The 12,326-nt window shown below is 62.1% G+C and carries 12 protein-coding genes; 7 read left to right on the forward strand and 5 right to left on the reverse strand.

The window, feature by feature from the left end:
- Nucleotides 1-5: 5 nt before the first annotated feature.
- The 3 genes from H163_RS0102385 to H163_RS0102395 form a co-directional block, all read right to left on the reverse strand.
- Entirely contained in the window at nucleotides 6-1,133 is a 1,128-nt protein-coding gene (locus H163_RS0102385) for a carbohydrate ABC transporter permease (RefSeq protein ID WP_019962943.1), read from the reverse strand.
- A complete protein-coding gene (locus H163_RS0102390) occupies nucleotides 1,133-2,128 on the reverse strand; it encodes a carbohydrate ABC transporter permease (RefSeq protein WP_019962944.1) in 996 nt (331 codons plus the stop codon). Before H163_RS0102390 ends, H163_RS0102385 begins: the two co-directional genes overlap by 1 nt.
- A 134-nt stretch (nucleotides 2,129-2,262) precedes the next feature.
- On the reverse strand, nucleotides 2,263-3,621 hold the full coding sequence (locus H163_RS0102395; RefSeq protein WP_019962945.1) for an ABC transporter substrate-binding protein: 1,359 nt from the start codon (nucleotides 3,619-3,621) through the stop codon (nucleotides 2,263-2,265).
- 280 nt (nucleotides 3,622-3,901) lie between these two features.
- Here H163_RS0102395 and H163_RS0102400 point away from each other — a divergent pair, with 280 nt between their 5' ends.
- From H163_RS0102400 to H163_RS0102410, 3 genes are all read left to right on the forward strand, one after another.
- Nucleotides 3,902-4,933, forward strand: coding sequence for a LacI family DNA-binding transcriptional regulator (locus tag H163_RS0102400; RefSeq protein ID WP_019962946.1), 1,032 nt, complete (start codon nucleotides 3,902-3,904; stop codon nucleotides 4,931-4,933).
- Between the two features lie 5 nt (nucleotides 4,934-4,938).
- On the forward strand, nucleotides 4,939-6,264 hold the full coding sequence (locus tag H163_RS0102405) for a GH1 family beta-glucosidase (RefSeq protein WP_019962947.1): 1,326 nt from the start codon (nucleotides 4,939-4,941) through the stop codon (nucleotides 6,262-6,264).
- 75 nt (nucleotides 6,265-6,339) lie between these two features.
- Complete coding sequence (locus H163_RS0102410) at nucleotides 6,340-6,948, forward strand: NUDIX hydrolase (protein WP_051105315.1); 609 nt, start codon at nucleotides 6,340-6,342, stop codon at nucleotides 6,946-6,948.
- 276 nt (nucleotides 6,949-7,224) lie between these two features.
- Here the strand turns inward: H163_RS0102410 and H163_RS0102415 are convergent, their stop codons facing one another.
- Entirely contained in the window at nucleotides 7,225-9,135 is a 1,911-nt protein-coding gene (locus H163_RS0102415) for a PhoX family protein (RefSeq protein WP_019962949.1), read from the reverse strand.
- Nucleotides 9,136-9,371: 236 nt separating this feature from the next.
- On the opposite strand from H163_RS0102415, the gene H163_RS0102420 reads away from it, so the two are divergent.
- The 4 genes from H163_RS0102420 (at nucleotide 9,372) to H163_RS0102435 (ending at nucleotide 11,360) form a co-directional block, all read left to right on the forward strand.
- Nucleotides 9,372-10,112, forward strand: a complete 741-nt coding sequence (locus H163_RS0102420; RefSeq protein WP_019962950.1) for an SDR family NAD(P)-dependent oxidoreductase — start codon at nucleotides 9,372-9,374, stop codon at nucleotides 10,110-10,112.
- Nucleotides 10,106-10,543 carry a thiol-disulfide oxidoreductase DCC family protein gene (locus H163_RS22040; RefSeq protein ID WP_019962951.1) on the forward strand — a complete coding sequence of 146 codons (438 nt, stop codon included), beginning with the start codon at nucleotides 10,106-10,108 and terminating at the stop codon, nucleotides 10,541-10,543. The genes H163_RS0102420 and H163_RS22040 overlap by 7 nt, the downstream gene beginning before the upstream one ends.
- Nucleotides 10,540-11,028 carry a DUF3429 domain-containing protein gene (locus H163_RS22045; protein ID WP_019962952.1) on the forward strand — a complete coding sequence of 163 codons (489 nt, stop codon included), beginning with the start codon at nucleotides 10,540-10,542 and terminating at the stop codon, nucleotides 11,026-11,028. Before H163_RS22040 ends, H163_RS22045 begins: the two co-directional genes overlap by 4 nt.
- Nucleotides 11,029-11,147: 119 nt before the next feature.
- Nucleotides 11,148-11,360 carry a hypothetical protein gene (locus H163_RS0102435; RefSeq protein ID WP_147290395.1) on the forward strand — a complete coding sequence of 71 codons (213 nt, stop codon included), beginning with the start codon at nucleotides 11,148-11,150 and terminating at the stop codon, nucleotides 11,358-11,360.
- A gap of 44 nt (nucleotides 11,361-11,404) precedes the next feature.
- Here the strand turns inward: H163_RS0102435 and H163_RS0102440 are convergent, their stop codons facing one another.
- The gene (locus H163_RS0102440; RefSeq protein WP_040677779.1) at nucleotides 11,405-11,941 is read right to left on the reverse strand and encodes a response regulator; all 537 of its coding nucleotides are present in this window, start codon (nucleotides 11,939-11,941) and stop codon (nucleotides 11,405-11,407) included.
- Between the last annotated feature and the right edge of the window lie 385 nt (nucleotides 11,942-12,326).

Here is a 12,326-nt window from a genome sequence, read left to right on the forward strand (position 1 = left end):
GAAGGTTATTTGACGGAGCCGGCCAGCAGCCCGCGCACAAGAAATCTCTGCAGCGCAAAGAACACCAGCAGCGGCACGAAAATGGACACGAAGGCGGAAGCCGCAAGGATTTCCCACTCCCCACCCTTGGAGCCCAGAAGCTCGCGCAGCACGCCCGTCATGACGAGCTGCTGCTGGTTGTTGCCCAGGAACACGGTGGCCACCAGCAGATCGTTCCATGTCCAGAGGAACTGGAAGATGGCGAAGGAAGCCAGCGCCGGGAAGCTGAGCGGCAGGATCAGCTTGAGGAAGATCTGGAAGTCACTCGCCCCATCCACCCGTGCGCTCTCGATGATCTCGCGCGGCAGGCCCACCATGTAGTTGCGCAAGAGATAGATCGCCATGGGCAGGCCGAAGCCCGTGTGCGCCAGCCAGATGCCCAGATACTCCTTGCCGATACCCAGCGAATTATGCAGCCGCAGCAGGGGGATCAGCGCCAGCTGCAACGGCACCACCAGAAGGCCGACGATGGCAGCAATCAGCAGTGCCCGGCCCGGAAACTCCATCCACGCCAGCGCATAGGCGGCAAAGGCGGCAATCAGGATCGGGATGATGGTCGCCGGAATGGTCACCGTCAGCGTGTTGAGAAACGCCCTGCCCAAACCTTCGGCAAACAGCACCGTCTCATAATTGGTCATGGTGAAGCTCGGCGGTGTTTCCGCCGTCACGAAGATGCGCGGGCTGCGGCCCTCAAACTTCGCCGGACTTTCCAGCCGGTAGGCGCCATCGGCTTCCACCGTCAGCCTCTGCCCATCGGCAAGGCTTGCCGTGGTTCCCGCCTCATGGGCCGCATGTTCGCGCGAGGAGGTGCCGAAGGCGGTCACGATGCCACTGCCTGTGTCAAAGACATTGCCATCGATGACGAACTGCCCCGCCTCCTCCCGCTGGGAGGCGGCATCACCGGCCCGGACGATGGAATTCTGAACCGATGGAAACAGCGCCCTCCACCAGCCGGTGGCGGCAATCTGGTCCGCCTGCCGGAAGGAGGAAACGAGAAGCCCGATCGTCGGAACCGTCCACAGCAGCACCAGCGCGATGACCGAGAGATTGACGGCCCAGGTGAGCCCCGAGCGCTTGCCCGCAATATGATCCATCACTGCATCTCCTTGCGGGCGTTGCGGATATTCCAGATCATGATCGGCGTCACCAGCAGCATGATCACCAGCGCCACCGTGGAGGCACGGCCGGTGTCATTGCCACGGAACATCCAGTCGAACATGAGGTTTGCAAGCACCTGCGTGCCCGACTGACCATTGGTCATGGCCAGCACGATATCGAAGACCTTCAGCACCACGATGGTGATCGTCGTCCAGACCACGGCAATGGTGCCCCAGATCTGCGGCACCTTGATGCGGAAGAACACCTGCAGCGGCGAGGCACCATCAAGGATCGCCGCCTCAATGGTCTCCTCCGGAATGCCGCGCAGGGCAGCAGAGAGAATGACCATGGCAAAGCCGGTCTGGATCCAGACCAGCACGATCATCAGGAAAAGGTTGTTCCAGAGGTCAATGGTCAGCCAAGTCTGCGGCTCGCCGCCGAAGAACACCACCACCGCATTGAGAAGGCCGATCTGCTCCTGCCCGGCAGGGCGGTAGTCATAGATGAACTTCCAGATCACCGAGGCGCCGATGAAGGAGATCGCCATGGGCATGAAAATCAGCGACTTGGCGAGATTGCCCCAGCGGATCCGGTCCGTCAGAGCCGCCGCCAGCAGGCCGAATGCGGTGGAGGCGGCAGGCACGAACAGCAGCCACAGCATGTTGTTGCGGATGGACTCGCGGAACTTCGCATCCTCGATCAGCCAGATGTAGTTGCCAAGGCCGACAAAGCGCGTGCCCGAGCTGTCATGCAGCGACAGCCACACCGACACGAACACCGGGTAAAGCAGATAGACGCCCAGCAGCAGCACGGCAGGCGCCAGGAACAGCCAGGGCCGGATCAGGGCGGCCCGGTTGATGTTGCGCCCCGCATTGGCCCCGCGCGGCGGAAACACCGCGTCGAGGATGAGGTTGGAGCCGTAGAAATAAGCGACGCAGCCGAACACGCCGGCAACAATCGTCGCACCCGCCATCATGATCTGCTGGAGCATTGCCCCTCCCCGTGCGCATTGATCCTTGACGGCGCTCAAGGCGCCCGCCGCCGGATCACGGCCACCGGTTTTCCCGGCTTCTTGTCATGGAGGCCGCCGCCAGCCGCATAACCGGCTGGCGGCGAACCACTCTCTTACTTCTTGATCGCGTCCCAGGCCTTCTGGATATCCGCACCGACCACGGCCGCGTCCTTGCCGCCGGCCACATAGTCCACCATGCCGGTCCAGAAGGCACCGGCACCAATGGCCCCCGGCATCAGGTCGGATCCGTCAAAGCGGAAGGTCGTGGCGTTCAGAAGGATATCACCCATCTTCTTCAGGGTCGGATCGCCATAGACCTCCGTGTTGACGCCCTTGTGCGGGGTCAGGAAGCCTGTCTGCGCCATCCACACTTCATGAGCGATCGGCGTCTGCAGGAAGTCGATCAGCGCCTGGGCGGCCGGGCTGTCCTTGGTGATGGAGAACATGGTGCCTGCACCAAGCACCGGCTGGCCGAGATCCTTCTCCGCATAGGCCGGGAAGTAGAAGAAATCCACATCCTCACCGATCACCGTGCCTTCCGGGAAGAATGACGGGATGAACGATGCCTGACGGTGCATGTAGCACTGCGGCGGCGAGGCAAAGAGGCCCTTCGGGCTGTCGCGGAAATCGATGGTGGCCACACCGGCAGCACCACCCGCCACATACTTGTCATTGCGGGCAAAGTGACCGAACTCCTCGATGGCACCCACGACCTTGGGATCATCGAACTTCAGGTTGTTGCGCGTCCAGGCGTCGTAATCCTCCGGCGACTGGGTGCGCAGCATCATGTCTTCCACCCAGTCGGTGGCCGGCCAGCCGGTGGCTGCCCCCGAGCCAAGACCGATGCACCAGGGCGTGCCGCCATCCGCGACGATCTGGTCCGTCAGCGCCTTCAGCTCTTCCATAGTCGTGGGCACTTCATAGCCCGCATCCTCGAAATTCTCCGGCACGTACCAGACCAGCGACTTCACATCGACCTTGTAGAACAGGCCGTAGAGCGCATCCTGACCATCCTTGCCCTTGAAAGTCGCCAGATCCACCCAGGACTGGCCTGCGGCATAGTTGTCGCGCAGCCAGTTGGAGGCCTCTTCGCCCAGCGGCGTCAGGAAGCCCTTGGCTGCCAGATCGCGTGCAAGACCCGGCTGCGGGAAGATGGCGACGTCCGGCGGGGAACCGGCTTCCGTATCGATGACGATCTGCTGCTCGAAGCTGTCGGAGCCGGAATAGTTGACCTTCACCCCCGTGGCCGCTTCGAAATAGGCAAAGACGCTTTCAACCAGCACCTTGTCCGGCCCAAGCCAGGGGCCAAGCACCGTGATCGACTGCCCCTTCAGGGCATCGGACTTCACGCCCTCATAACTTGCCCAGTTGAAACGGCTGTCGGCGCCCGGCTCGAACTTCAGGCTCTGCGCATTGGCTGCACCGCACATCAGTGCCAGCCCGGCCGCGCCGGCGAGCAAAACTGTCTTCATCGCTACCTCCCAGTACCGCGCCAGGTTCCTGCGCTTCACATACAGGACCGAGCGTCATTCAAACCGCTTTGAATGACCACACTCGCTGATCGGCGCATGCGAGTCAACGGGGATGTTTTTCAGACATGCCACAACACCGCATGCAACCTGAGCTTTCTCACCGCATTGCAACAAAACACCCGGCCAAAGATCTTTGACGCACGCACCGCAGGCAGCTAAAGTCACGCAAAATTCAAAGCGGTTTGAGTGATCAGACCGAGACTTTCCGCGATGTGCCCCGATGAATCTGAAGCAGTTTTCCCAGAAGCTGGGGCTTTCGCCCACAACGGTCAGCCGCGCCCTCAACGGATATCCGGAGGTCAATGAGGCCACGCGTGAGCGGGTGCTGGCGGCCGCAAAGCAGCATAACTATCAGCCCAATGCCCGCGCCCAGCGCCTTGCCACGGGCCGCGCCATGGCCATCGGCCACGTCATCCCCATCGCCACCCGGCACGAGATGGTGAACCCCGTCTTCGCGGACTTCATCGCAGGTGCAGGCGAGAGCTACTCGCGCGCCGGCTACGAGATGGTTCTGTCCATCGTGCCGGATGACCAGGAAGCCAGCGTCTATCGGGAGCTGAAATCGCGCGGCACGGTGGACGGCATCATCGTCCATGGCCCCAAGATGGCCGATCCGCGCATTCCGCTGCTGCAGGACATCGGCCTGCCCTTCGTGGTGCATGGCCGCTCCAGCGGCACGGCGGTTCCCTATGCCTGGCTCGACATCAACAACCGCCGCGCCTTCCGCCGCGCCACGGACTTCCTGCTGGATCTCGGCCACCGCCGCATCGGGCTGGTCAACGGCCTGGAGTTCATGGACTTCGCCGCCCGCCGGCGCTCCGGCTATCTGGAGGCGCTGGAAGCACGCGGGCTTAAGCCTGCGCCGGAGTTGATGTTCAGCGCCGAGATGACCGAAGGTCAGGGCTATGCCGCCGCTTCCGCGATGCTCGCCTTGCCCGAACCACCGGCCGCCTTCCTTGCGTCTTCCATGATCTCCGGCATCGGCGTGCGCCGCGCTGTCGAGGAACGCGGCCTGAAGCTGGGCAAAGATGTGTCCGTCATCATCCATGATGACGAGCTTGGATACCTTAAGAACGGCGCGGAAGTGCCCCTCTTCACCGCCACCCGCTCCTCCGTGCGTGAGGCCGGACGTCTGGCGGCGGACATGTTGCTGGCGCAGATTGCCGAGCCTGCCAGCGAGCCGCAGACCCGCCTTCTTGAATGCGATCTCATCATTGGCCAGTCCACCGGACCGGCGCCAGCCAGGACCTGATTTCCATGAACTTCACCCGTGCCGATTTCCCCGGAGACTTCCTCTTCGGCGCCTCCACCTCGAGCTACCAGATCGAGGGCAGCGCCCTTGGCGGGGCGGGCCGCAGCCAGTGGGACGACTTTGCCGCGACGCCGGGCAATGTCATCCGCGCCGAAAACGGCGCCCGCGCCTGCGAGCACATCCTGCGCATGGACGAGGACCTGGACCTGCTGAAACAAGGCAATTTCGACGTCTACCGCTTCTCCACCTCCTGGGCCCGCGTCATGCCGGAAGGGCGCGGGGCGGTGAATGCGGAAGGGCTCGATTTCTACGACCGGCTGGTGGACGGCCTGCTGGAGCGCGGCATCAAGCCTGCCCTCACCCTCTATCACTGGGAACTGCCCTCGGCGCTTCTCGATCTGGGCGGCTGGCGCAACCGGGACATTGCGGACTGGTTCGCCGATTACACCACCATCATGATGAAGCGTCTCGGCGACCGTGTCTGGTCGGTGGCACCCGTCAACGAGCCCTGGTGCGTCACCTGGCTGTCCCATTTCCTCGGCATTCACGCACCGGGCGTGCGGGATATCCGCGCCACTGCCCGCGCCATGCACCATGTGCTGCTGGCCCATGGCCGCTCCATTCAGGCCATGCGTGCGCTGGGGGTGAAAAACCTCGGTGCCGTCTGCAATTTCGAATATGCAGCGCCTGCCGATGACAGCGAGGAAGCCCGCAAGGCGGCAGAGCTCTACGACGGCTATTACAATCGCTGGTTCCTTGGCGGCATCTTCCAAAAGGAATATCCGGCCAATGTGCTGGAGGGCCTTGGCCCCCATATGCCGAAGGGCTGGGAGAACGACTTTGACGTGATCGGCACGCCGGTGGACTGGTGCGGGCTCAATTACTACACCCGCAAGCTCATCGCCCCGGATCCGGACAGCGCCTGGCCCTCCCACAAGGAGGTGGAAGGCCCTCTGCCTAAGACGCAGATGGGCTGGGAGATCTTTCCCGAAGGCCTCGAATTCTTCCTCAAGCGCACCCACGCGGAATACACGAAAGGCCTGCCGCTCTACGTTACCGAGAACGGCCTTGCCAATGATGATCACCTGATCAACGGCGAAGTGCAGGATGACGGGCGCATCAGCTTCCTTGATCAGCACCTTGCCGCCGTCCGCCGGGCAGCAGACGCAGGCGTGCCTGTGAAGGGCTATTTCCTCTGGTCACTCATGGACAATTACGAATGGGCTGTGGGCTTCGAAAAGCGCTTCGGCATCGTCCATACCGACTTCGAAACACTGACGCGCACGCCAAAGGCCTCCTTCAAGGCCCTGGCCAAGGCCATCGCGCGCTGATTGGCCTCGGGTTGGCCTTGACAGACAGACATGGGAAAGTCCTTCCTGCTGCATTGCAACAAGAAGGCCTTTCCCATGTCAGAGACCGATACGCACGCCCGCACCCTGCAGGACCGGGTCCGCATCCGCGCAGCCGAGCTGCTTTCCGACAACTGGGGCAAGCTGACCCGCTACCGCTTTGATCTGCAACGGTCGGATGGTCAATGGCAGGAGCAGACGCGGGAAGTCTATGACCGGGGGCACGGCGCCGTGCTGCTGGCCTATGACCTGGAGCGCCGCCACGTGCTGCTCACCCGCCAGTTCCGCCTGCCGGCTTTTGTTTCCGGGCAGCAGGAGGAGATGATCGAGGCACCCGCCGGACTGCTCGACAAGCTCGACCCCGAAACCCGCATCCGCGCCGAGGTGGAAGAAGAAACCGGCTACCGGCTGGGCAAGGTGGAGCGCCTGTTTGCGCCCTTCATGAGCCCCGGCTCCGTCACCGAGCACCTCACCTTCTTCATCGCTCCCTATTCACCCGATGACCGGGTGAGCGACGGCGGCGGCCTTGAAGAGGAAGGCGAGGACATCGAGGTGCTGGACCTTGCCTTTGACGAGGCGTTTGCCATGGTCCGCGACGGCCGCATCTGCGACGGCAAGACAATCCTGCTGCTCTACCACCTGGCGCTGACCGTGTTTCGGGATTAAAAGTCAATATTTTTCAATGCCTTAAAAATCACCTCCATCATGCCATGACTTGATCATGGCATCCATGCCCCTGTCTCTCCCCACGCAAAAGCGGCGAAAGCATGCAAGCCTTCAGAGAGGCTGACCGTGCAGCACGGGCACGGAGTGGATGCCATGGTCAAGCCATGGCATGACGAAGGAGAGGAACCATATCGCGGCGGGCTCCAGAGGAAGGTACAAAAACCAAAGGGCGCGCCGGGTGGGCGCGCCCTTCGTGTTTCAGAGGATCACGGCAGATCAGCCGATGATGCGGTTGTCTTCGTGCTTGATAGCGACGATGGCCGAGCGCGGCAGCTTGCCTTCGCCGTCCGGGAACGGAGCATCCGGGTGCTGGATGCCGACGAAGTGGGTGCGCTTGTCGGAAGACCAGGTCATGCCGGTCACTTCCGAACCCTTCGGGGCCGTGAGGAAGCGCTCGATGCGGCCCGTCACCGGGTCGCCTGCCAGCATCTGGTTGTTGCCCTGACCGGCATAGTCACCTTCGTTGCTGTCTTCACCGTCCGTCTGGATCCAGAGCAGGCCCGTGGTGTCGAACATCATGCCATCCGGCGAGTTGAACATGTTGCCTTCGTTGATGTTCGAGGAGCCGGCATAGGCATCCTTGTGGACAGCCGGGTTACCGGCCATGCAGAACAGGTCCCACTTGAAGGACGCGTCGGCATGGTCTTCGTTCGCCGGGAACCAGCGGACGATCTGGCCGTAGTTGTTCTTCTCGCGCGGGTTGACAGCGTTCACTTCCAGCGGGTCGCCGCCAGCGTTGGTGCGCAGCTTGCCGTCCTTCACTTCACCACGGCGGCTGTTGTTGGTCAGCGCGCAGTAGGCTTCGATGGCCACCGGGTTGGTGGCAACCCACTCCGGGCGGTCCATGGTGGTGGCACCAACCTTGGAAGCAGCCTGACGGGTGAAGACGCAGATCTCGTCCATCTTCATGCCGGTGGTTTCCGGCGTCAGAGCCAACCACTCTCCGGTGCCGTCTTCCGCAAACTTGGCAACGTAAAGCGTGCCTTCGTCCAGCAGCTTCGAGGTGTCGCCGCCGGGGACATAGATGCCGTTGGAGACGTACTTGTAAAGGAACTCGCCACGCTCATCGTCGCCCATGTACACGACCACACGGCCATCACGCGCGATCACGCAGGCTGCGTTCTCGTGCTTGATACGGCCAAGAGCGGTGCGCTTGACCGGGGTGGAGGAAGCGTCCGACGGATCGATCTCGACCACGTAGCCAGCGCGGCGCGGCTCGTTCGGGTGCTTGGAAACGTCAAAGCGCTCGTCGAACTTCTCGTAGGCGTAGCGGGTTTCAGCCGCGATGCCGTAACGCTTGTAGTCGTCGGGCATCTTGAACTCGGCGTTGGTGGAGCCGAAGTAGCCGTTGAAGTTTTCTTCGCAGGTCAGATAGGTGCCCCAAGGGGTCTTGCCTGCACCGCAGTTGTTGAAGGTGCCGAGGCTTTCCGTGCCGGACGGATCGGCAGCGGTCTTCACCAGGTCGGAACCGGCAGCCGGGCCGGAGAGCTTCATCGGGGTGTTGTGATGGATGCGGCGGTTGAACGGGCTGTCCACCACGATGTGCCAGCCGTTTTCGCCTTCCGCCACTTCCATGACGGTGACGCCCTGCATGTGCTGCAGGATCTTCACGTCATCGGCGCTCTGCGGCACACCTTCCGGAGCATGCGGCAGGTTGATTTCCGGGTTCACATACTCGTGGTTCACGGCAATGACCTGATGGCCGCCGATGACGAAGAGTTCCATGCCGTCGGTGTTTTCACCGAACACCTTGTCCGAATGCTCGACGCTGACAGCCTTTTCCGGGTCCAGATCCGGCACGCCCGAGAACAGCGGCTCGCCCCACTTGGCCAGCGGCTTCCAGATGTAGCCTTCCGGAACATGAACGGTGTGGCCGGTGGCGATCGGCACCGGCTTGAACTGGAAGCGCGAGGACGCGTCCTGCGCCAGTGCAGCGGTGGAGGACATCAGATTGCCAACGGTGCCCATGGCAGCAGCGGCGGAGCCGAAAGCCAGGACACCGCCAAGGAAGCCGCGGCGGGACAGGGCGCTTTCGACCACGCGGTCAAAATCCGTCACGGCCGGGGGCGGGTTCTGCAGTTCATCCCATTCGTCCCAGGACAGATCGCTCTTCTTGATGTCGGACATGGCTAGCTCTCTCTCGAAACTGTTTACGAGGTCTATCGCCTCGCCCGACCGGTTAATGGCTCACTGTCACAGGCAGATGACAAGGTAGCAGGCGCTCAGGGTTGCAGCTTATCCGGCTTGGTAAAAATGCGGATTATCTCCGTGGAGAAACAAGGTACTGGCATCATCGGGTGCATCTGAACCGGCAGCGCGTCTGCAACGTATTAATCGCGGTTGAATTGACTGGAGCACCCGAGTTGACCGAGCCTGCCGCGCAAGACCTGAACTCGTTCCCGCCCGGTGGCCTCGCAGTTGTTGCAGGCAGCACGGGAGCGATAGGGGCAGAGATTGCCCGCCAGATCGAGGCAAGCGGCCGTTTCGCCAGGGTGATCGGGCTTTCCCGGTCTGGCAGCGGCGGCGTGCCCTTTGATCTCACGGATGAGGCAAGCATTGCAGCCGCTGCGCTCGCCATTGGCGAGGCGTCGAAAACCGCTCCCGTGCGGCTTGTCTTCGATGCGACCGGCATGCTCCATGAGGGCAATATCCAGCCCGAAAAGAGCTGGCGGCAGATGGATCCGGCCGCCATGGCACGGGTGTTTGCCATCAACACCATCGGCCCGGCTCTGCTCATGAAGCACTTCCTGCCACTGCTGGCTGGTGAGGGAAAGGCAGTGTTTGCTACGCTCTCTGCCCGTGTCGGAAGCATCGGCGACAACAATCTGGGCGGCTGGTACAGCTACCGTGCTGCAAAGGCCGCACTCAACCAGCTTGTCCGCTCCGCCAGTATCGAACTGGCCCGTAAACGCCCTGAAAGCCTCTGCATCGCCCTGCATCCGGGCACCGTGGAGAGCCCTCTGTCAGAGCCCTTCGCCAGATCCGGCCTCACTGTGCGCCCGCCACAGGAGGCCGCCCGCCTGCTGCTGCGGACCATCGATGATCTCAGCGCTGCGCAGACCGGCAGTTTCCATGATGCGGAAGGCAAGGAGATCGTATGGTGAGCACCGCCGTCACGCCCCCGGCAGCACCACAGCCGGAAATGCCGCCCGTCACAGTCTATTATGACGGCGCCTGCCCGCTCTGCTCGCGCGAGATCGCCGTCTACAGGCGGCAGGCCGGCGCGGAAGGCGTATGCTGGGTGGATGTGTCCTCTGAGGCCGTGGAAGCCCTGCCGGACGGGCTCACGCGCAGTGCCGCGCTTGCACGGTTCCATGTGCGCGGCGCCGATGGAAAGCTGCGCTCAGGCGCGGCAGCCTTCCTCAGCCTGTGGCACAGTCTGCCGCGCTTCGCCTGCGCTGCCCGCCTGCTCGACCGGCTAGTTCCGCGCGCCATCCTGGAGTCCGGCTACCGTCTGACGCTCATCATCCGCCCTGCCCTGCAAGCCCTGGCAAGGCGCGTGTTCCGCCCTCATCCGCAGGAGCAAGACAGATGACACGGCACCTCACCTTCAATCCGCTCACTGTGCCGCGCCCGGCGCTTGCCCTCGGAGTTGCCGGGCTGATCCCGTTTGTGGCCGCCAGCTTGATGACCTTTGCCGGGCAGCCCGAGTTGCGCCCGCAAGCCGCCTTCGCACTTGCAGCTTATGGCGCGGTCATCCTGTCCTTACTGGGGGGCATTCACTGGGGTGTGGCCATGGCCGCATCCACCGGACAGGACGGGCCTTTTGAAGACAGGGAGCTTCTCACCCGGCTTGCCATCGCTGTCGCCCCTTCTCTTGCAGGCTGGGCGGGCTTGCTGTTGCCGCAGACTTCAGGGCTTCTGCTGCTGGCTGCGTGCTTTGCCGCCATGTTCGCCCTTGATCTGACCGCATCGAGGGAGGGCAAGTTTCCGCTCTGGTATCCAGCGCTGCGCCTGCCGCTCAGCGCCGGAGCAGCGGCCTCGATGCTGCTGGGAGCCGCCGCGCCTTCCGTCATGTAAGCAGGTAGCGCACCCCAAAGCCTTGCAAAGATCTCTTTTCAGATGATCCAGACTCAGTCATTCATTGTGCATTAACCATAAATGCCGAAGCTGTAATCGTGGATATCGGGGAGACCGGCATGGTTCGCTTGCGCAAACGCCTTGAGAGTTTGGACGACTTCTTTGCAGCGGTCGAAGGCTATACACATTTGCCCACCGAACTGCTGGTCCGCTTCCTGCTCGACAACTATCTCGTTGATTTGGACCAGCTTTCCGAGTTTGCCAACGCAATGAAACTGCAGCAGGTCAACCAGAACGCCGCCAATCCCGGCGCCGCCTCGATCGCAGCCTGATACAGCTTCTTTGCCTTCACTCGATTTAAGATGTCAGGCGGATCTCAGCCGATGGCCTGAGTTTCCTCGGATTGCTGCGCGGGGGCGCTGGCATTTCCCGGCTGTGGCAGTCCGCCCTGCCAGATCTTCTGGCGGTTGCGGATCTCGCGCGGTGCGGGGCCGAAATAGCTCGGGGTTTTCACAAAATCGCGGGGCTGCATGATCACGCTGGACACCCGCTGATAAAGCGCCTTTGCCGAAATCGGCTTGGACAACAGCTCATGCACGCCCAGACGCCGCGCTTCGATGATGCGGCTGCGCTCCGTGTGCCCCGTCACCATGATGATGGGAATATAGGCAAAGGGATTGTTCTGGGTGCGGATCATACGCACCATATCGGCGCCGTCGAGGATCGGCATCACCCAGTCGAGAATCAGAATATCGGGATTGGCGCGGTCCATGGCCTCAAGGCCCGACGCACCATCTTCGGCCTCGACAATGCGCCGTGCACCAAAGCCCTGCAGCATGGTCCGCAGGATCGTTCGCATGTAGGCGCTGTCTTCCACCAGAAGAAATGTCAGCGAGGCAAGGTCAAGGCTCACCGGCAACCTCCGTTCGTCCAGATCAGACTACGGGCAAAGGATGAAAAGAGAGTTAGTCAGCTCTGCCAGTATCCGCCGGTCCGTTTTCAGGCCGCAGCCGTGCCCTTCACCTCTGAGCGCGGCTGCCAAGCCCGACTGTTAACAGACAGAGAGGGTTTGGCTGCGCAAGCGGGCCTTTCCAAGGCAGGATCAGCCGATTTTCAGCCTCTTCAGCCATTAATTCAATAATTTCAGCCCGTTGCACAACCGGTCATGCGGCCGCAAAATTTCTTTTACCCAAGGGCATTTAACCGGAGATGCCGCAGATTTGACATAAGATTCAAATCACCGGGTTTAAACCTTGGTAAAGTTGCGAAGCATTAACTCAATCCGGAGCTATGGCTTA

This window comes from Pannonibacter phragmitetus DSM 14782 (assembly GCF_000382365.1).
Lineage (GTDB): Bacteria > Pseudomonadota > Alphaproteobacteria > Rhizobiales > Stappiaceae > Pannonibacter > Pannonibacter phragmitetus.

Bases quoted from the DNA above. Each gene is read 5' to 3' on its own strand.
- H163_RS22040 (WP_019962951.1), top strand. From the start codon at position 10,106: ATGGTGAGCACCGCCGTCACGCCCCCGGCAGCACCACAGCCGGAAATG.
- H163_RS22045 (WP_019962952.1), top strand. From the start codon at position 10,540: ATGACACGGCACCTCACCTTCAATCCGCTCACTGTGCCGCGCCCGGCG.
- H163_RS0102390 (WP_019962944.1), bottom strand. From the start codon at position 2,128: ATGCTCCAGCAGATCATGATGGCGGGTGCGACGATTGTTGCCGGCGTG.
- H163_RS0102410 (WP_051105315.1), top strand. From the start codon at position 6,340: ATGTCAGAGACCGATACGCACGCCCGCACCCTGCAGGACCGGGTCCGC.
- H163_RS0102435 (WP_147290395.1), top strand. From the start codon at position 11,148: ATGGTTCGCTTGCGCAAACGCCTTGAGAGTTTGGACGACTTCTTTGCA.
- H163_RS0102415 (WP_019962949.1), bottom strand. From the start codon at position 9,135: ATGTCCGACATCAAGAAGAGCGATCTGTCCTGGGACGAATGGGATGAA.
- H163_RS0102400 (WP_019962946.1), top strand. From the start codon at position 3,902: ATGAATCTGAAGCAGTTTTCCCAGAAGCTGGGGCTTTCGCCCACAACG.
- H163_RS0102395 (WP_019962945.1), bottom strand. From the start codon at position 3,621: ATGAAGACAGTTTTGCTCGCCGGCGCGGCCGGGCTGGCACTGATGTGC.
- H163_RS0102405 (WP_019962947.1), top strand. From the start codon at position 4,939: ATGAACTTCACCCGTGCCGATTTCCCCGGAGACTTCCTCTTCGGCGCC.
- H163_RS0102385 (WP_019962943.1), bottom strand. From the start codon at position 1,133: ATGGATCATATTGCGGGCAAGCGCTCGGGGCTCACCTGGGCCGTCAAT.